Annotated in this window: 20 protein-coding genes; 9 read left to right on the top strand and 11 right to left on the bottom strand. The window is 56.1% G+C overall.

The features are described from left to right. Positions 1 to 30: 30 nt before the first annotated feature. From ACORNT_RS06710 to ACORNT_RS06700, 3 genes are read left to right on the top strand one after another with little or no spacing between them, the layout of a single operon-like run. On the top strand, positions 31 to 354 hold the full coding sequence (locus ACORNT_RS06710) for a YbaB/EbfC family nucleoid-associated protein (protein WP_420717553.1): 324 nt from the start codon (positions 31 to 33) through the stop codon (positions 352 to 354). A 19-nt stretch (positions 355 to 373) separates the two neighbouring features. After that, positions 374 to 982, top strand: a complete 609-nt coding sequence (recR, locus tag ACORNT_RS06705) for a recombination mediator RecR (protein WP_321397137.1) — start codon at positions 374 to 376, stop codon at positions 980 to 982. Between the two features lie 9 nt (positions 983 to 991). Then, positions 992 to 1372, top strand: coding sequence for a GFA family protein (locus tag ACORNT_RS06700; RefSeq protein WP_321397135.1), 381 nt, complete (start codon positions 992 to 994; stop codon positions 1370 to 1372). Between the two features lie 168 nt (positions 1373 to 1540). Here the strand turns inward: ACORNT_RS06700 and ACORNT_RS06695 are convergent, their stop codons facing one another. After that, positions 1541 to 2701 carry a DNA recombination protein RmuC gene (locus ACORNT_RS06695; RefSeq protein WP_321397132.1) on the bottom strand — a complete coding sequence of 387 codons (1161 nt, stop codon included), beginning with the start codon at positions 2699 to 2701 and terminating at the stop codon, positions 1541 to 1543. Between the two features lie 95 nt (positions 2702 to 2796). Here ACORNT_RS06695 and def point away from each other — a divergent pair, with 95 nt between their 5' ends. Genes def through truA form a run of 3 tightly spaced genes read left to right on the top strand, consistent with a single transcriptional unit; the run spans position 2797 to position 5025 of the window. Further along, complete coding sequence (gene def, locus ACORNT_RS06690) at positions 2797 to 3312, top strand: peptide deformylase (RefSeq protein WP_321397129.1); 516 nt, start codon at positions 2797 to 2799, stop codon at positions 3310 to 3312. 25 nt (positions 3313 to 3337) lie between these two features. After that, positions 3338 to 4264 carry a methionyl-tRNA formyltransferase gene (gene fmt / locus ACORNT_RS06685; protein WP_321397126.1) on the top strand — a complete coding sequence of 309 codons (927 nt, stop codon included), beginning with the start codon at positions 3338 to 3340 and terminating at the stop codon, positions 4262 to 4264. Continuing rightward, on the top strand, positions 4261 to 5025 hold the full coding sequence (gene truA / locus ACORNT_RS06680; RefSeq protein ID WP_321397123.1) for a tRNA pseudouridine(38-40) synthase TruA: 765 nt from the start codon (positions 4261 to 4263) through the stop codon (positions 5023 to 5025). The genes fmt and truA overlap by 4 nt, the downstream gene beginning before the upstream one ends. On the opposite strand, the gene ACORNT_RS06675 is transcribed toward truA, so the two are convergent. The 4 genes from ACORNT_RS06675 to ACORNT_RS06660 all read right to left on the bottom strand — a co-directional run bounded on the left by ACORNT_RS06675 (position 5022) and on the right by ACORNT_RS06660 (position 8406). Next, positions 5022 to 5636: a hypothetical protein gene (locus tag ACORNT_RS06675; RefSeq protein WP_321397120.1), complete on the bottom strand. Its 615-nt coding sequence runs from the start codon at positions 5634 to 5636 to the stop codon at positions 5022 to 5024. The two genes, truA and ACORNT_RS06675, sit on opposite strands and share 4 nt — an antisense overlap. A 5-nt stretch (positions 5637 to 5641) precedes the next feature. Then, on the bottom strand, positions 5642 to 6790 hold the full coding sequence (gene dapE, locus ACORNT_RS06670; protein ID WP_321397117.1) for a succinyl-diaminopimelate desuccinylase: 1149 nt from the start codon (positions 6788 to 6790) through the stop codon (positions 5642 to 5644). A 1-nt stretch (position 6791) separates the two neighbouring features. Beyond that, complete coding sequence (gene dapD, locus ACORNT_RS06665; RefSeq protein ID WP_321397114.1) at positions 6792 to 7634, bottom strand: 2,3,4,5-tetrahydropyridine-2,6-dicarboxylate N-succinyltransferase; 843 nt, start codon at positions 7632 to 7634, stop codon at positions 6792 to 6794. Between the two features lie 91 nt (positions 7635 to 7725). Next, positions 7726 to 8406 carry a pyrimidine 5'-nucleotidase gene (locus tag ACORNT_RS06660; protein ID WP_321397112.1) on the bottom strand — a complete coding sequence of 227 codons (681 nt, stop codon included), beginning with the start codon at positions 8404 to 8406 and terminating at the stop codon, positions 7726 to 7728. 109 nt (positions 8407 to 8515) lie between these two features. On the opposite strand from ACORNT_RS06660, the gene ACORNT_RS06655 reads away from it, so the two are divergent. Beyond that, complete coding sequence (locus tag ACORNT_RS06655; protein WP_321397109.1) at positions 8516 to 10339, top strand: diguanylate cyclase domain-containing protein; 1824 nt, start codon at positions 8516 to 8518, stop codon at positions 10337 to 10339. Continuing rightward, complete coding sequence (locus ACORNT_RS06650; RefSeq protein WP_321397106.1) at positions 10323 to 11573, top strand: DUF2336 domain-containing protein; 1251 nt, start codon at positions 10323 to 10325, stop codon at positions 11571 to 11573. Before ACORNT_RS06655 ends, ACORNT_RS06650 begins: the two co-directional genes overlap by 17 nt. Positions 11574 to 11599: 26 nt before the next feature. Here the strand turns inward: ACORNT_RS06650 and argB are convergent, their stop codons facing one another. The 6 genes from argB to rpmH all read right to left on the bottom strand — a co-directional run bounded on the left by argB (position 11600) and on the right by rpmH (position 15950). Next, positions 11600 to 12517, bottom strand: a complete 918-nt coding sequence (gene argB, locus ACORNT_RS06645; RefSeq protein WP_420717552.1) for an acetylglutamate kinase — start codon at positions 12515 to 12517, stop codon at positions 11600 to 11602. Between the two features lie 28 nt (positions 12518 to 12545). Beyond that, positions 12546 to 13208, bottom strand: coding sequence for a ribosome biogenesis GTP-binding protein YihA/YsxC (yihA, locus tag ACORNT_RS06640; RefSeq protein WP_321397102.1), 663 nt, complete (start codon positions 13206 to 13208; stop codon positions 12546 to 12548). An 8-nt stretch (positions 13209 to 13216) separates the two neighbouring features. After that, complete coding sequence (gene yidC, locus ACORNT_RS06635) at positions 13217 to 14956, bottom strand: membrane protein insertase YidC (protein WP_321397100.1); 1740 nt, start codon at positions 14954 to 14956, stop codon at positions 13217 to 13219. 18 nt (positions 14957 to 14974) lie between these two features. Next, positions 14975 to 15283, bottom strand: coding sequence for a membrane protein insertion efficiency factor YidD (gene yidD, locus ACORNT_RS06630; protein WP_321397097.1), 309 nt, complete (start codon positions 15281 to 15283; stop codon positions 14975 to 14977). Beyond that, the gene (gene rnpA / locus ACORNT_RS06625; protein WP_321397094.1) at positions 15280 to 15726 is read right to left on the bottom strand and encodes a ribonuclease P protein component; all 447 of its coding nucleotides are present in this window, start codon (positions 15724 to 15726) and stop codon (positions 15280 to 15282) included. The genes yidD and rnpA overlap by 4 nt, the downstream gene beginning before the upstream one ends. A gap of 89 nt (positions 15727 to 15815) precedes the next feature. After that, a complete protein-coding gene (gene rpmH / locus ACORNT_RS06620; RefSeq protein ID WP_321397092.1) occupies positions 15816 to 15950 on the bottom strand; it encodes a 50S ribosomal protein L34 in 135 nt (44 codons plus the stop codon). 345 nt (positions 15951 to 16295) lie between these two features. Between rpmH and ACORNT_RS06615 the strand changes: the two genes are divergently transcribed. Further along, a complete protein-coding gene (locus tag ACORNT_RS06615; protein WP_321397089.1) occupies positions 16296 to 17708 on the top strand; it encodes a HAMP domain-containing sensor histidine kinase in 1413 nt (470 codons plus the stop codon). The last annotated feature ends 12 nt before the right edge of the window (positions 17709 to 17720 follow it).

Genomic DNA, 17720 nt, shown 5'->3' with positions numbered 1-17720 from the left:
CCGTACCTCAGACACACGACAGGAGTGATGATGAAAAACCTCGGTAAAATGATGAAACAGGCCCAGGAAATGCAGAGCAAGATGGCTGAAATGCAGGCCTCCCTGGAAGATCTGGAAGTCACCGGCACTGCCGGCGCCGGTCTGGTCACCGTGACCCTGAACGGCAAGAGCGAGATGAAAAGCGTCAAGATCGATCCCAGCCTGTTTAACGGCGATGATGTGGAAGTGGTCGAGGACCTGATCGTCGCCGCCTGCAATGACGCCAAATCAAAAGTGGAAGTCCGCACCCAGGAAGAAATGCAGAAACTGACCGGCGGCCTGAAACTGCCGGAAGGTTTCAACCTGCCCTTCTGATTGATCACGAGGATCCGCCGTGTACCGCAGCCGTACTTCCAACAGTGAACTTGACCAGTTGATCCAGCTGCTGAGCAAGCTGCCCGGTTTCGGGCCGCGCTCGGCCCGGCGGGCAGTGCTGCATCTGGTGAAAAAGAAAGATACCCTGATGAAACCGCTGGCCTCCAGTCTGGCCGGTGTGGCGGAACATGTGCACCCCTGCTCCAGCTGCGGCAACCTGGATGTGTCGGACCCCTGCCATATCTGTGAAGACGAGCGCCGGGACAAAAGCCTCATCTGCGTGATCGAGGAAGTGGCCGACCTCTGGGCCCTGGAACGATCCGGCAGCTACCGCGGCCTTTATCATGTGATCGGCGGCACCCTGTCGGCGCTCGACGGCGTGGGCCCCGACGACCTCAATATTACCGGACTGGTTGAACGGGCCGGCGAAGACAGCGTGACCGAAGTCATTATCGCCACCAACGCCACCGTGGACGGCCAGACGACGGCCCATTACATCACCGACCGGCTGAAAAATGCCGGGGTCAGCGTCTCCCGCCTGGCCCACGGCGTGCCGGTAGGCGGCGAACTTGATTATCTGGACGACGGCACCCTGACCGCTGCCCTCAACTCCCGACAGCCCTTCTAGGATCCGGCCATGAAACACCGGGGCTCATGTCATTGCGGTACCGTTACATTCGAGGTGGAAGCCCCGTCTGCGATTGAAGCCGTCCGTTGCAACTGCTCCATGTGCTCCATGACCGGCTTCGTGCACCTGATTGTGCCCAAAGAGGATTTCCGGCTCATTACGGGGGCGGAAAAAATCACCACCTATACATTCAACACCCACACCGCCAAACATACCTTCTGCAGCATCTGCGGGGTGAAGAGTTTTTATACGCCACGCTCCCACCCGGATGGCATCAGCGTCAATGTCAATTGTATTGATCCCGAAACGATTGAAAATATTACCTTTGACGATTTTGACGGCGCCAACTGGGAACAGAATATCGACGACCTGCGGACAAAAGACGAGTAGCCAAAAAAAGAGGCTTCTCCCAGGGGAAAGGAGAAGCCTCAGACAGGGGCTGATTGTCATATAACAGGGGGCTGGTTCGCCAATGACAATCAGAATTGCGGATAAACGGGAACCAGACGCAAGAGCTTTTATATAAGGTAAAAGTTAATAAAGAGTATTCGAATATACTTATTCTTTATTGGGTTGTGATTTTGCCGTTTCTAGCACCGCCTCGGCGCTCTCGCCTTCTTCAAGCTGCAGGGATTCGATCTTTTCGGCGCGCGACGTGATCTTGCGGGTCGAGGTGCTGATCTCTCCGATATCCTTTTCCGCCTGCTGGAAATGGCGCTGCAGGTTTTCCACCCGGCTGTCCAGTCGTTCTACATCGGTCAGCAGGGTCGTTACTTCTTTCTGGATCACCCCGGCCTGTTCCCTCATGCGGGCATCTTTCAGAACCGCCCGCACCGTGTTCAGGGTCGCCATCAGGGTCGTCGGGCTGACAATCCAGACCTTGGCGCGATAGCTTTCCTCCACCAGTTCCGGGAAGGTGGCATGCAGTTCCGCATAGATCGCTTCGCTGGGCAGGAACATCAGCGCCGATTCCGCCGTCTCGCCGTTGAGGATATATTTTTCCGAGATGTCCTTCACATGTTTGCGGATCGCGGTGCGGAAGGCGGCCACCGCCTGTTTGACCTGGGCTTCCCCGTCCGCATTACGCAGCAGGTGATAGCTTTCCAGCGGGAATTTGGCGTCAACCACGATACTTCCCGGCGGGTTGGGCAACTTGATCAGGCAGTCGGCCCGCTTGCCGTTGCTCAGGGTTTCCTGGAAGCCGTAAGCATTAGGCGGCAGGATATTGGTCACCAGATCCTTGAGCTGCACCTCGCCGAAGGCACCCCGGGCCTGCTTGTTGGAAAGAATATCCTGGAGTCCGACCATCTGGCCGGACAGTTCGGTGATATTCTTCTGGGCTTCGTCAATGACCGCCAGCCGGGTTTTCAGATCCGACAGGCCTTCGGTGGTGTTTTTATTGGTCTTGTCCAGGCTTTCGCCCATGCGCTGGCTGACCTTGTCGAGCCGTTCCTCCAGGGTCCGGGTCAGTTCCGCCTGGTTCTTTGTGCTGGCTTCGGAAATCTGCGCCAGACGGCCTTCCAGGGAGGCCTGGGACTGCATCATGCGCATCAGCGCTTCCTGCGAACGGACCTCCGCTTCCTGCTGTTTTTCCCTCTCCTGCGCCAGCTGCGCCTGCAGGGCCGCCGTACGCTTGCCGGCCAGCCAAAATCCAATCAGCACCGCAATCAGGCAAAAGGCCGCTGCACCACCGGCAATAAAATGTGTTTCGGTTAACACCACCCCGATATTCCTTTGAAAATGCTTATTCCTTGACGTTCCGTCCTTCACATATTACCTACCAGAAGGAACATTAAAAGATAAGAATAGTGAATATGGCGATTTTACCAATTGTAACCGTCCCTGACCCAATGCTGAAATTCACCTCCGAACCGGTGGAGAAGGTGGATGACGAACTGCGGGCCTTCATGGACGACATGCTGGACACCATGTATGACGCGCCGGGAATCGGTCTTGCCGCAATCCAGGTCGGCCGGCCGATCCGGGTACTGGTGATCGACCTCGCCCATGACGACGAAGACCCCGCACCACAGTATTTTATCAATCCGGATATCTACTGGACCTCCGAGGAAATAGGTGTCTATAACGAGGGCTGCCTGTCGGTCCCCGAACAATATGCGGAAGTGGAACGTCCCGCCGAATGCAAGGTCCGTTTCCTGGATTATGACGGCAATGAACAGGATATTCATTGCACCGGCCTTCTGGCCACCTGTATCCAGCACGAGATGGATCATCTGAACGGCATTCTTTTTGTCGACCACCTGTCCAAGCTGAAACGGGACATGATCGTCAAAAGAGTCAAAAAAATGGTGCGGGACCACGCACTCTGAGCAAATTGAAAGAGGGGAGCTCCCCATGGCGGCGCCTTTACGTATTGCCTTTATGGGCACCCCCGATTTTTCCGTCCCCACTCTCAGGGCTCTGATTGACGCCGGACATCATGTGGTCGCCGTCTACAGCCAGCCGCCGAGCCGGGCCGGACGCGGCAAGAAAGAACGTCCCTCCCCGGTCCACGCCTTCGCCGAGAAGCATGGCATTCCCGTCCATACCCCGGCCAGCCTGAAGACCCCTGAGGAACAGGAAAAATTCGCGGCCCTTGATCTGGATGTGGCCGTGGTCGTTGCCTACGGGCTTTTACTGCCCAAAGCCATACTGGAGGCCCCGCGCCTTGGCTGTGTCAATGTGCATGCCTCGCTGCTGCCGCGCTGGCGCGGTGCCGCCCCCATCCACCGGGCCATCATGGCCGGGGACAAAGAAACCGGCGTCGACATCATGATGATGGAGGAAGGCCTGGACACCGGCCCTGTTCTCCTCGAAAAGCGGGTCGATATTTTACCAATCGACACTACAGGCAGCCTGCATGACACACTTGCCACCCTCGGTGCAGAGACCATCGTGCCCGCCCTTGAGGGCCTTGCCGACGGCAGCCTCACACCCCGCCCCCAGGGCGAGGAAGGTGTCACCTATGCCAAAAAAATCGACAAGGCCGAGGCACGCATCGACTGGACCCGCCCGGCAGAAGAGTTGCACAACCATATCCACGGCCTGAGCCCCTTTCCCGGCGCCTGGTGCGAAGTAGACGGCGAGCGTCTGAAGCTGCTGCAGGCAGAAGTCACTGACGGCAGCGGTGCTCCCGGCGAAGTGATTTCAGACCAGCTTATGGTCGCCTGCGGCACCGGCGCCCTGAAAATCCTCAAGGCCCAGCGGGCCGGCAAAGGCCCCATGATCACAGACGACCTGCTGCGCGGCTTTCCAATCGCCAAAGGGGTGATCCTTACATGAGCGGCCTCACCCGGTACAAACTGACCATCGAATATGAAGGCACCGGCCTGTTCGGCTGGCAAATTCAGGACAATGGCCCTACCGTTCAGGGGATTTTGCAGGACGCAATCGGGAAATTCTGCCGGGCGTATGATCCGGTGGAAAACCGTACTCACGCGGCAGGCCGCACCGATGCCGGCGTCCACGCCCTCGCCATGATTGTTCATGTGGATCTGCCCCGCGATGATGATCCCTACAAAGTCATGAGTGGCATAAATTTTCACCTCAACCGGGGGCCGGTGGTGGTCCTGAAAGCGGAAAGGGTGTCCCATGATTTCCATGCCCGTTTTTCCGCCCTGAAGCGCTATTACCGCTATCACATGATCAACCGTCCGGCACCGCTGACTTTCCAGCGCCACCGGGCGTGGCAGGTTCGGGCCCCCCTGGACGTGGAGGCCATGCGGGAAGCCGCCACCCATCTTGTCGGCCATCATGACTTCACCACCTTCCGCAGTGTCGAATGCCAGTCACAAAGCCCGGTCAAGACGCTGGATAATCTGGATATTATCGAGGCCGGAGAGCATATCTATTTCGACTGCTCCGCCCGCTCTTTCCTGCATCACCAGGTCCGCAGCATGGTCGGATGCCTCTATTATGTGGGGAAGGGCAAATGGACGCCGGATGATATGAAGGGTGCACTTGAGGCAGCCGACCGGGCGGCACTCGGCTTTAACGCCCCGCCGGACGGGCTTTACTTCGTCAAAGTGGATTATCCGGACTAGCCTGCGGCCTGGCTCAGTCTTTCAAAATAACCGGGCACCATCAGCCGGATCAGCACAACATCGACAAGAAGCGCCGCCAGTTGCTGAAACAGCAGCACGCCAATGGCCAGCCAGCCGCTGATCTGGAGAGATTCCTTGAAAACAAACCAGCGATAGCAATAGATATAACCGGCAATCAGCATCGATGCCACCACACCGACCTCCTGTCCGATCACCCCGCCGGCGATGATCAGGGAGAGCGGCAATGAAACAGCGTACACAATCACTGTCGACCAGTTATAGGCGATGATCATCGGCGCATAATTAGCATCTATTTTCATGTAGCGGGTAAAATAGATCATGATAAATGCCGTAAACGGCAGATGAATGAAATAGCTCACCAGCGATGGCCAGAACGCGCTCTGCAACCCCGCTTCCTCGGCCATATTAGAGCCCATCAGGGCCGGCAGAACAGCCAGCGGCGCGGCCACCACAATCGCCCAGAAGGATTTCCAGAATCCCTCGGCCGACAGGTCGAACATCTCCATCCCCCGGCCATCAAACTGGGCAAGCAGCCATACAGCCCGCAGGGATGAAGCGATGGAATTGTTTGACTGGTTTTCTTCTGACATAAATTTTACTTCCGGAAAAAACGGTTCAGGATTTCTGTGTAGATATCGGCCAGAAGTTCAATGTCTTCCACCCTCACCCGTTCATCCACCTTGTGCATGGTCTGGCTGACCAGGCCGAATTCGGACACCGGACAATAATCCTTGATAAAGCGCGCGTCCGAGGTGCCGCCGGTGGTGCTGAGTTCAGGCCTCACACCGGTGACTTTTTCCACCGCTCCGCTGATCAGCTCGCTGAGCACCCCGGGCGGGGTGAGGAAAGCATCGCCAGAGGCTTTCATCTCCAGCTCAACCTCGCCGCCCACATCTTCACAAACAGACCTGATCCAGTCCTTGAGGCCATCGATGGTCTGTTCATTGTTGAAACGGATATTGAACCGGGCTTCCGCCTCGGCCGGAATTACGTTACTGGCCTCATTGCCTACATCAATGGTCACTACTTCCAGGTTGCTGGGCTGGAAATGATCGTTACCGTCATCCAGTTTGCGGGCAGTGAGCCGGTGCAGGATTTCGATAAGGCGCGGAATCGGATTGTCGGCCAGATGGGGGTAGGCTACATGGCCCTGTATCCCCTTGACCACCAGTTTCGTGTTCAGGCTGCCCCGGCGTCCGATCTTGGCCATTTCACCAAGTTTCGTCGGGTTGGTTGGTTCGCCAACCAGGCAATAATCCAGCTTTTCGCCTTTTTCCTCAAGCCATTGCAGCATCTTGACAGTGCCGTTGATGGCCGGACCTTCCTCATCACCGGTGATCAGGAAACTTATGGATCCCTGGACCTCCCCGGACTGCAAGAGCCGGGAAACCGCCGCGACAAAGGCGGCAATGGCGCCCTTCATGTCAGCCGCACCGCGCCCCGTGAGCCAGCCGTCCTTTATAGTGGCGGCAAAGGGGTCCACGGACCAGTCCGCAGCAGCCCCCACCGGCACCACATCGGTATGACCGGCAAAACAGAAGTTCGGCGCCCCGGTGCCCAGGCGGGCATAAAGATTGTCCACATCCGGCGTCCCCGCTTCGCTGAACGGCAGCCGGGTACAGGTAAAACCAAGTTCCGTCAGCTTCCGTTCAAGGACGTCAAGAGCGCCTGCTTCCACCGGTGTAATACTGGGGCAGCGGATCAGGTCCCGGGTGAATTCCACCGGATTGACGGGGTCAGTCAAATCAGTCCCTCAACAGTTCATTGATGGAGGTTTTGGAACGTGTCCGTTCATCCACCCGTTTCACGATAATTGCGGCCGCCAGGTTCGGCCCCGGGGTGCCGTCCGCCAGCGGTTTACCCGGCAGGGTGCCCGGCACCACGACGCTGTAGGCCGGCACGCGGCCATACATAACCTCGCCGGTTTCCCGATCGACGATCTTGGTGCTTGCGCCGAGGAAAACGCCCATACTAAGCACGGCGCCTTCTTCAACCACAACGCCTTCTGCTACTTCGGAGCGGGCGCCGATGAAACAGTTATCCTCAATAATCACCGGTCCGGCCTGCAGGGGCTCCAGAACACCGCCAATGCCAACGCCGCCGGAGACATGCACATTTTTGCCAATCTGGGCGCAGGACCCGATGGTGACCCAGGTATCGACCATTGTTCCTTCACCCACATAGGCTCCCAGATTGACGAAAGAGGGCATCAAAACCGCCCCGGGGGCAATATAAGCGGAGTGGCGGACAACACAGGAGGGAACGGCACGGAATCCGGCCTGTGAAAATTCATCCTGCCCCCAGCCTTCGAACTTGCTCGGCACCTTGTCGTACCAGGTACTGCCGCCGGGTCCACCCGGGATCACGGCCATGTCATTGAGACGGAAAGACAAAAGAACCGCTTTTTTCAGCCACTGGTGCACCACCCATTCACCAGTTTCCCTGGAGGCCACCCGGGCCTTGCCGCTGTCCAGCAGGTTCAGTGTTTCTTCCACTGCTTCGCGCACTTCGCCGGTGGTGGATGTGGTCAGTTCTGCACGATCTTCCCAGGCCTGCTCAATGACCTGTTCCAGTGACTTGTCCGTCATACTATATTTCCCTAAGTTGTGGCACTTCTGGTTCGGTTTACGGCCCGACAATAACGATCCCGCCCCGGCTGTCAATAATTCATGATACCCGTTACTTTTTTTGTTCAGGGCCGTTCGAAAGGGCGGAAAGCCAGCCGGTCAGGTCCTCAACCGTATAGTCAATATGATCGCTGTCCATGCCTTCCCGCGACCATGCCTGGTCGGTCGGCACCCAGACGGTTTTCATACCCATTTCCCGGGCCGGCGCCAGATTGCGGGCGATGTCTTCCACCATCACGGATTTTCCGGCATTCAGGCCAGTATGTTCAATCATTTTGCGGAAGCTATCCCGGTCAGGTTTCGGCGAAAATCCGGCCTGCCGGATATCAAAAATCACATCAAAAACATCCCCGATACCAAGCCGTTCAAGCACCTTCTCCGCATAGGGAGTATCCGCATTGGTATAGATGAACTTTTCACCCGGCAGCGCCCTGAGCGCCCGGGCCAGTTCCGGGTCCGGCTGCAGGCCGCTGAAATCCACATCATGGACAAAGTCCAGAAACTCGTCCGGCGACACATCATGTTCGCTCATCAAGCCCCGCAGAGTCGTGCCGTGGGTCTTGAAAAAATACTTTTGCAGGGCCCGTGCTTCTTCCTTCTCCAGGTTGAATCTTCCGGCGATAAATTCACCCATCCGCCTGTCCACCTGGGCAAAGAGATTGTTGGCCGCCGGGTAGAGCGTATTGTCGAGATCAAAGACCCAATGTTCCAGTTGCGAGATATCCAGAGTCATTTTTAAATTTTATCCCTCTTTTTCCGAAAGAGTAAACCAGTTGTTAACAGCTTGGTCAGTATCATGAAGGTCATATTCGCCACAGGATCAGTAGGGTTTTCGAGTTATTATGAGCATGGACGCCAATATCGCACGGATCATACAAAAATCAAATTTATCGCGGGAAAAAAATCCCCTGCCGGATCTGTCCGCCTATAATTTCAAGCCGGAAATGATTATCGAGCTTTATCCTGGCCCTGCGCTAATGGTCGACGACAGCCACAACGTGCTGCATCATAACATCCATGCGATCGGCATTGTCGAAGCCCTGAAAAACAATGATCCAAGCCTGGCCGGCCTGATCAGCCGCAGCCTGACAAACAACTGTCCGGACATGCAGAAGCTGGTCATCAACGACAGCAAGGGCATTCGCCATTATAACCTGGGCACCTTCCCGGCCTCACTTGCAGGCACAGGCAATAAACAGGCTGTCCTGATCACCGCCAGGGAAACCACCGTAGAACACAACCTGACCAACGCCCTTGTTGACTCACGACAAATGTTCAAGGACCTGGTCAGTTGTTCCAGCGACTTTTCCTGGGAGACCGACAGTCAGGGTCGTTTCAAATATGTCTCCCCCAAAGGCATATTGGGCTATACTGCCTATGAACTGAACGGCAAGGCCGCCGCCGACCTGATCGTTGGCAACGAAGGCAAGAATCCTTTCGATACCCTGGACGCCATCCATGACATGGAAGTCTGGGTCCAGCGCAACGACGGCACCAAGGCCTGTATTCTGGTTTCCTCCGTTCCCATTATCGACAACAAATCAAGCTGGCAGGGGGCCCGCGGCGTTTGCCGGGACATCACTGTCATTCGGGAACGCGAAGCCGCCCTGCGCAAAATCGGCAAGCGGGAACATATCCTCAACCGCATCATCACCACTATCCGCGACATTTCCAAACCGGACGAGATTTTTACAAACCTGATGAATGCCACACTCGAAGGCATCCGGGCCCGTCACGGCTGCATCATTGAAATTACCAAATCCCGAAGCGGTGTTCTCGATACCCGGGTCAGGTCCAGTTCCGGAAACCTGGATGACGACGGCCTGATTGAAACCCTCCGCCGGAAAGCCCTTGAGGTTGGCAGGGATAATACCGCAAGTGACACCCGCACAGCTTTAACCCTGACGCTGGACGGCCGGTCTATACTGTGCAGCATCACCCAGCATCACAATGAACCGAACGGCGCCTTTTTCCTGATCCGCGATGACCAGGGTCAGGAGTGGTCCGAAGATGACGCTATCCTGTTCAACGGGATTGCCAGCCATCTTGGCATCGCCCTGGAACAGATCCACAACCAGGAAGAACTGGAATATCTGTCCCGCACCGACGAACTTACAGGCCTTTTGAACCGGCGCGCCTTTTCCGAAGAAGTCAGGAAACGGATCGCTCATCAGAAACGAAGCCGGGAAAACTGCGCTCTTTTGTTTGTTGATCTTGATAACTTCAAAACCGTCAATGACCAGATGGGACACGCCACCGGAGACGAAGTCCTGCAAAAAGTCGCGGAACTGCTCAGCAAAAACACCCGCATTGGAGATTATGTCTGCCGATTGGGCGGTGATGAATTCGCCCTGTGGCTTGAAAATGTGGATACGGATGTGGCAATGGAAAAAGCCAGCGAACTGGTCGCCGGCCGCCGCCAGTTGCACAAGATAACGGGTACATTGTCTCCGGCGCCGGGCCTGTCCATTGGTGTCGCCGTCAGTACGCCGCGCGAAAACCCTACACTGGATCAGTTGCTTGAACGGGCAGATACAGCACTCTATGAGGTCAAGAAGGCAGGCAAGAACGCCGTCGCCCTGGCAGAGGCGGCCACCGGAGAAAACGGAAGCGCCAGCAATGCCGGGAATGACAAGGGGAGGGATAACAATGAAAAATCTGCTTAACAAAATCTTTGATAAGAACGATAAGAAAAACCTCTCCTACGAAAAGGCGCGCGCCGCACTGGAAAAACAGAAAGCCAACGACAAGAAGCTTCTCGCCCAGCGGCCGGAAACCCAGCCAGAGGTACTCTATTACCTGGCTTCTGACCAGGACGCCGCCATTCGGCGGGATGTCGCCGGAAATGAAAGCACGCCAATTCAGGCGGACGAAATCCTTGCCAACGATAATGATAATGAAGTCCGTGAAGAACTGGCCCGCAAGATATCCCGGATTTTCCCCGACCTGTCCCGTCATGATCAGGTCCAGATCCGTGAAAAAGCCATCGAAATCCTGGAAAAGCTGGCCAGTGACCAGTTCCCAAAGGTCCGCCAGATCGTTTCCGAAGAACTGAAATCATCTGATCTGGTCCCGCACCGGATCATCAAAACCCTGGCCATGGATGAAGAACTGGCGGTTTGTGCGCCCATTCTTGAATATTCACCGCTGCTCAGCGATGTGGACCTGAAAGAAATTATCGCCGTAACCACTGTCAGCGGCGCCCTGTCAGCCATTGCCCAGCGGGACAGCGTCAGCGAGGACATCTCCGACGCCCTGACCAATTCTCTTGATATTCCTGCCGTTTCCGCCCTGATTGCCAATCAGAACGCCCAGATCCGGGAAGATACCCTGGACGCGATCATTGATCAGGCCAGAAGCATCGAAACCATGCATCCGCCGCTGGCGGAACGCCCCAACCTGTCGCTCAGGGCGATCAAGCGGATCGCCGGATTCGTCGCCTCGTCACTGGTCACGCGCATGATCGAGAAAAACCATCTGGAGAAAAATATCGCCGATGAAATCCTGACCAGTGTGCGTCAAAGAATACAGGATCAGCAGGTGGATGAGGAAGACGTACAGACTCTCGCCGAACAGGCACGCGACCTGGTGGACAAGGGTGTCGTGGATGATGACTTTATTCAGAATGCCCTGGCCAACAAACAGCGGGAACTGGTGATTCAGTGCCTGGGCCTGTTGTCGCAAATTCATGTGGACAATGTCCGCAAACTGATCGCCAGCAACAAAAGCCGCCGCATTGTCGCCCTCGCCTGGCGCAGCGAGCTCAGCATGCGCACGGCTCTCAACATGCAACACAAGCTGGCCCATATCCCGCCGGAAGATTTCCTCAATGCCAAAGACGGCGTCGACTATCCTCTGTCTACGGCAGAAATGGAATATGAACTGGAACTTTATGCATAAGGAAAAGGCGGTTTAAACCGCCTTTTTTAATGGCCGATGAAGCTGCCGGCGCCATGTTCGGTGAACAGTTCCAGCAGCAGGGCATGCTTGACCCGGCCGTCAATGATAACAGCCGCCTCCACCCCGTGATCCACCGCATGGATACAGGTGTCGATCTTGGGAATCATCCCGCCTGAAATGGTGCCGTCGGCAATCATTTCACGGGCTTTTTCCTCGGTCATTTCCGAAACCAGTTCGCCGTTTTTATCAAGCACACCTTCCACATCGGTCAGCAGCAGCAGGCGTGTCGCCCCCAGCGCTTCGGCAATGGCACCAGCCATGGTGTCCGCATTGATATTGAAGGTTTCACCGTTTTCGCCGAGACCGATAGGGGCAATCACCGGAATGACCGATGATGCCTCGAACATGCGCAGGAAGTCCGCATTGACTTTTTTGGGATAGCCGACAAAACCCAGGTCCAGCACCTGTTCGATATTGCTGTCCGGATCCTTGCGGGTGCGCCGCAGCGGTTCCGCGATCACCAGGTTGCTGTCCTTGCCGGACAGACCGACCGCCTGGCCGCCCACATTGTTGATCGAGGCCACTATGGATTTATTCAGGCTGCCGCTAAGCACCATTTCAGCGATCTTGATGGTATCCTTGTCGGTCACCCGGAGGCCGTCAATGAAGGAGCTTTTGATCTGCAGGGCCTCAAGCATCTTGCCGATCTGCGGACCGCCGCCGTGGACTACTACCGGGTTCATACCGACCTGTTTCATCAATACGATATCATGGGCAAAGTCGTGGGCAAGGTCCTCGTCGCCCATGGCATGTCCGCCATATTTGATGACAATGGTCTGGCCTGCATAACGTCGCATATAGGGCAAAGCCTCGGAAAGCGTCTTGGCCTTCCGCAGATTTCTTGCTTTTTGCTCTTTTTTGTCCAGCTTTTCCTGCTCTGTCATCATGCACCTTTAACCTGTCATCTGTCGTTCAAGAGGCCGCCAGGACCGCGATACTGGCCCGCAGCTCGTCCAGGCCGTCTCCCTTGACCGAACTGGTCAGGATCACCTGCGGATAAGCCGCCACATTCTTTTTGATGGCGTTTTCGGTTTCCTCCCTGACCTTTTCCTGCTCTCCTTTTTTGAGCTTGTCAACTTTTGTCAGGATAATCTGGTAGGAAACGGCGCTTTCGTCCATCAGTTTCATGATGTCCCGGTCGCCTTCCTTGATGCCGTGCCGGCTGTCCACCAGCACATAGACCCGGCGCAGGTTCGGCCGGCCCCGGAGATAGTCTTTCATCAGTTTGGTCCATTCCTTGACCAGCGACCGGGAGACCTTGGCATAGCCGTATCCAGGCAGATCCACGAGGTACAGAGCCAAATCCGTTGCCTTGCCCAGAAGGAAGAAATTAAGCATCTGGGTACGGCCGGGCGTATTGGACGTCCGGGCCAGGGTCTTGCGCCCGGTCAGCCCGTTGATCAGGCTTGATTTGCCTACATTCGAGCGGCCGGCAAAGGCAATCTCGGCGTAATCAGCCGGTGGCAGGTTTTCCAGGACCGGCGACCCCATGATAAAATCGCAGCTCTGGGTAAAAAGAAGACGGCCCCGCTCAAGCCAGACCGCCTTCTCCTGTTCTGTCATTTCTTCGGTCATCTTTACCTTTAACTGTCTTTCTCAGGCACTTCGGCATCGACCCTGCGCATAATGATCCACTGCTGGATAATGCTGAGGATATTGTTCCAGGTCCAGTAGATCACCAGACCAACAGCAAAGTTGGCCAGGATAAACGTGAACATGATCGGCATGAACATAAAGATTTTCTGCTGTACCGGATCCATGGCGGCCGGGTTCAGCTTCTGCTGCAGCCACATGGTAACGCCCATCAGAACCGGCAGGATACCCACCGCCAGGAAAGTGGGAGGATCCCAGGGAATAAGGCCGAACAGGTTGGTCACCAGAAGCGGGTCCGGCGCAGCCAGATCCTTGATCCACAGGACAAAGGGCTCATGCCGCATGTCAATGGTGACATAGAGCGTTTTATAAAGCGCGAAGAAAATCGGGATCTGAATCACGATCGGCAGACAGCTTGCCAGCGGGTTGACCTTTTCGTTTTTGTAAAGGGCCATGGTTTCCTGCTGCATGCGCATGCGGTCATCACCGTATTTTTCCTTCAGTGCTTTCATCTTGGGGGTGAGCTTTTTCATTTTGCTCATGGAAACAAACTGCTTGTTCGCCACCGGGAACAGCACCAGGCGGATACCAACTGTCAACAGAAGGATCGCCACGCCGAAATTACCGACAAGGCCAAACAGGAAATCCAGAACATAGAAAATCGGCTTGGTCAGAAAATCAAACCAGCCCCAGTCAATGGCATAGTTAAACAGGCGGATATTCTGGGTTTCACGGTATTGATCCAGAAGTTCCACTTCCTTGGCGCCGGCAAAAAGCTTGTCCGAAACTTCCACCGTCTGGCCGGGATTTACCACCCGGGAGGCCAGGATATAGTCGGCCTGGAATCTCTCGCCCCTCGCTGTGGCATGACGCAGGATACGGGCATCAAATTCTTCCCTGTCGTCCGGGATCAGGGCCACGAGCCAGTATTTGTCTGTAATGCCAAGCCAGCCACCGGCCAGGCCATGGGCTTTTTCGGTTTCATCCTCGATATCACCGTAATCGAATTCTTCCTTGCCCTCACCGGTGACCCAGAGCGGGCCTTCATGCAGGATGAAAAGCTTCTGGCCTGTAGGACGGCTTTCCCGGGATACAAGACCATAAGGCGCCAGCGTTACAGGGGTCTCGCCCGTGTTGGTGACAGACTGGCTCAGGGTGAACATATAGTTTTCATCAAGACCGACGGTCCGCTTGAACACCAGCCCCTTGCCGTTGGCCCAGCTGAGGGTCACTTTGTCACCGGCGTTCAGTTCGCCCTTGTCGGCAGTCCAGATGGTATTTTTATCGGGACCGTTTTCAACACCGGCCCAGCCGAATTCCGCATAATAGCCCTTGCCGCTTCCGGCAGGACTGAGCAGAACCACTTCTTCCTTGCCGTCCACTTCCACATGATAATCCCGGAGAGTGAGGTCATCCAGGCGACCGCCCCTGAGCGAAATAGAACCATGAACGCGGGGGGACACGATGGGAATACGCGGCGTTGTCGCCAGCTGCTCTTTACGGTCCTGCGGCGTGTCCTTGATCACCGGCGCATCCATGCCCGGAATGGTTCCCGGGGCGGACATCTGCGGTACGGATGCATTGTCAGCGGCTTTTTGCGCCAACAGTTGTTCCTGCCGGGCTTTTTCGGCGGCTTCCTTTTGCGGTTTTGAGATAAAAAATTCGTACCCCAGCAATATCGCCATCGTTAACACAATGGCCAATATGAAATTCTTGTTATCCTGCTGCATAAACCCTTCTCAGTACCTTCAAACTTCGCCGCCGTGATGCCCGGTCTGGCATTTACATTCGTTTTCGTCTGCCTTCTGCCCTTTTTCCCCTTCTTTAGGGGGCACCGGATCGAATCCGTGCCCGCCCCAGGGATTACAGCGCAACAGGCGCCGGGCAGCCAGATATCCCCCCTTGAACGGACCGTATCTGTCAATGGCGATATAGGCATATTCCGAACAGGTCGGCAGATATCGGCATTTGGGTCCCAGCAGGGGAGAGATCAAATACTTATAGAGTGTGATCAGGCCTTTCAAGAAATAAGACAACATATCGAGGAGAAATGTCATTTTTCGCCCCCTCCGCCCCGTGCGGCTTGCTTATTGGCCTCTTTAGGCGTCCGGGCCGGCTTTCCGTCCTTCTGGCCTGCGAGTCTTTTGAGCGACCAGCTGAGATCCCGAATCAGGTCATCAAAGCTGCAGTCCTCGATACCGGCCCGGGCGATCAGCACATAATCCTGTCCGCTCTGCCCCTTCTCCGGCAGCACTTTTCTGACCACTTCCCGCAGCCTGCGCCGGGCCCGGTTGCGCACCACCGCATTGCCCACCTTCTTGCTGGTGGTATAACCGACCCTGATCCCGTCCCCGGTCACCACGCCCTCGGGCTGGGCACAGGTCTGCACGATCATGCCGGGGGCAATCCATTTTTTATTGGCCCGGGCAACGCGCAGAAAATCGCTGCGCTTTTGCAGCACAGTAATTTTTTTTCCTTTATCTTCAAAGTGTTGCGCCATCTGTGGTCCGGTTCGTCAAAAACAAAACCGGCCGCTGTAAACAGGGGCCGGTTTGTCAAGATTGCCTGTTCAGGCGAAATCCGCTGCCTTTACGCTGAAAGGCGCTTCCGTCCCTTGGCACGGCGGGCTGAAAGAACCCGGCGACCACCAACAGAAGCGGAACGTGCACGAAAGCCGTGACGACGTTTACGAACCAAAACACTTGGCTGAAATGTACGTTTCACAGGATATCTCCATTTGCCGCTGCGGGTCCTCGGACCCTTTACACCAGACCACCATGATCCGGCCTATTATCCTGCGCCCCCGGGGTGTTCCACAGGAGGCAGACTTGATTGATGGGGGTGTATAATGCGTTTCCCGGCCCAAGTCAACGCCCAAGTCCAAAGATTAAGGCAAAAATATTGGACTCTTTTTTCCACCCCGTCAGCCTTTACTTTTGGCCGTAAATTACCCCTTTGGTATCAGGCTTCACAAAGACGTGAAAGAACTTTATTGTATTACCGTGGCATGCGCTTTTACGCTCTGGTCAGACAATAGAATATAATGAGTTAGCCCGGGGGCAGGATCGGTTGGTCGAAACACTGAAATATTTATCCCTGCGCAACAGGCTGTCCAACAGGCTCCTGTTACTGACCATCGGTTTTGTCATGCTGGCCGAGGTGCTGATCTATGTGCCCTCCATTGCCAATTTCCGCCTCAACTGGCTCAAGGAAAAGCTCGGCGCCGCCCAGATCGCCATTCTCGCTATCGAGGCCGCGCCCGACTATATGGTCGGCGAAAAACTGTCCTGGCAATTGCTCGATTCCGCCGGGGTGCTGGCGATCGTGCGCAAGAAGGACGATAACCGGGAACTTGTGCTCGGCACCGACCGGCCGCTCGATGTGGAGGCCCGCTATGATATCCGCTCAACCGGCTGGTGGATGCTGGTGCGGGATGCCGTTGACGCCATGTGGCACAACCACCCCCATTCCCGGCTGATTGAAGTCACCGGTTATACCAGTGACGAAAGCATGGATTTCCTGCAGATCATTTTCGAGGAAGAGCTTCTCTGCCATGCCATGTTCAGCTATTCCAGGAATGTGCTGTTGCTGTCGATCCTGATTTCCCTGCTCACCGCGGGTCTGCTCTATTACAGCCTGAACCGCCTGCTGATCCGGCCGGTGCGCAAGATCACCGACAGCATGATTGCCTTCCGCGAGGCGCCCGAAGATACCCGCCGCCAGTTCACGCCTGAGGATCGGGAAGATGAAATCGGCGTGGTCATGCAGGAACTTGCCGTCATGCAGGATGAGGTGCGAAAGGCGCTCAACCAGAAAACTCACCTCGCCAACCTTGGCGTGGCGGTGAGCAAGATCAACCATGACCTCAGAAACATCCTGGCCAGCGCCCAGCTGGTCTCTGACCACCTCAGCACCCTCAGGGACCCGACCGTGCAGAAGCTCACCCCCCGCTTCGTCAGCGCCATCGACCGGGCCATCCGGCTATGTGAAAATACGCTGCAATACGGCAAGGCGGAGGTGGAAAAACCGCGGCTGGAAACGGTCAGCCTCAAACCCCTGATCGACGACATGACCATTTCACTGGGACTGATGGAAGACGGCCCGGTCAGGATCATCAATGACATTCCGACGGGACTCACCGTCGCCGCCGATCCGGATCAGCTGTTCCGGGTTTTCCTCAACCTCGGCCGCAATGCGGTACAGGCCATGGAACATGCCCGCCTCAACAAAGGCGAGCTGACCGTCACCGGCCGCATGGAAGACGGCGGCAATGCGATCATCGACTTCTGTGACAACGGTCCGGGCATCCCGGCCAGGATCCAGGAACATCTGTTTCATCCTTTCCACGGCAGCAGCAACGGCGGCGCCGGACTGGGCCTTGCCATCGCGAGGGAGATCATCGAGGCCCACGGCGGCGGAATTACCCTGACCGGCAGCGGCCCCGACGGCACCTGTTTCCGCATTGAGCTTCCGGGGGGGTAGAAAGGTTAAAAA

The organism is Emcibacter sp. (assembly GCF_963675455.1).
Classification (GTDB): domain Bacteria; phylum Pseudomonadota; class Alphaproteobacteria; order Sphingomonadales; family Emcibacteraceae; genus Emcibacter.
The sequence above is the reverse complement of the archived record's forward strand: the minus strand, read 5'-3'. Positions and strand labels throughout refer to the sequence as shown.

What these genes read in the sequence shown, in the direction of transcription:
- ACORNT_RS06660 (WP_321397112.1), bottom strand. Translation starts at nt 8,406, where the DNA reads ATGACTCTGGATATCTCGCAACTGGAACATTGGGTCTTTGATCTCGAC.
- dapD (WP_321397114.1), bottom strand. Translation starts at nt 7,634, where the DNA reads ATGACGGACAAGTCACTGGAACAGGTCATTGAGCAGGCCTGGGAAGAT.
- ACORNT_RS06675 (WP_321397120.1), bottom strand. Translation starts at nt 5,636, where the DNA reads ATGTCAGAAGAAAACCAGTCAAACAATTCCATCGCTTCATCCCTGCGG.
- ACORNT_RS06655 (WP_321397109.1), top strand. Translation starts at nt 8,516, where the DNA reads ATGAGCATGGACGCCAATATCGCACGGATCATACAAAAATCAAATTTA.
- ACORNT_RS06700 (WP_321397135.1), top strand. Translation starts at nt 992, where the DNA reads ATGAAACACCGGGGCTCATGTCATTGCGGTACCGTTACATTCGAGGTG.
- ACORNT_RS06710 (WP_420717553.1), top strand. Translation starts at nt 31, where the DNA reads ATGAAAAACCTCGGTAAAATGATGAAACAGGCCCAGGAAATGCAGAGC.
- rnpA (WP_321397094.1), bottom strand. Translation starts at nt 15,726, where the DNA reads ATGGCGCAACACTTTGAAGATAAAGGAAAAAAAATTACTGTGCTGCAA.
- yidC (WP_321397100.1), bottom strand. Translation starts at nt 14,956, where the DNA reads ATGCAGCAGGATAACAAGAATTTCATATTGGCCATTGTGTTAACGATG.
- yihA (WP_321397102.1), bottom strand. Translation starts at nt 13,208, where the DNA reads ATGACCGAAGAAATGACAGAACAGGAGAAGGCGGTCTGGCTTGAGCGG.
- def (WP_321397129.1), top strand. Translation starts at nt 2,797, where the DNA reads ATGGCGATTTTACCAATTGTAACCGTCCCTGACCCAATGCTGAAATTC.
- argB (WP_420717552.1), bottom strand. Translation starts at nt 12,517, where the DNA reads ATGACAGAGCAGGAAAAGCTGGACAAAAAAGAGCAAAAAGCAAGAAAT.
- truA (WP_321397123.1), top strand. Translation starts at nt 4,261, where the DNA reads ATGAGCGGCCTCACCCGGTACAAACTGACCATCGAATATGAAGGCACC.
- ACORNT_RS06650 (WP_321397106.1), top strand. Translation starts at nt 10,323, where the DNA reads ATGAAAAATCTGCTTAACAAAATCTTTGATAAGAACGATAAGAAAAAC.
- fmt (WP_321397126.1), top strand. Translation starts at nt 3,338, where the DNA reads ATGGCGGCGCCTTTACGTATTGCCTTTATGGGCACCCCCGATTTTTCC.
- yidD (WP_321397097.1), bottom strand. Translation starts at nt 15,283, where the DNA reads ATGACATTTCTCCTCGATATGTTGTCTTATTTCTTGAAAGGCCTGATC.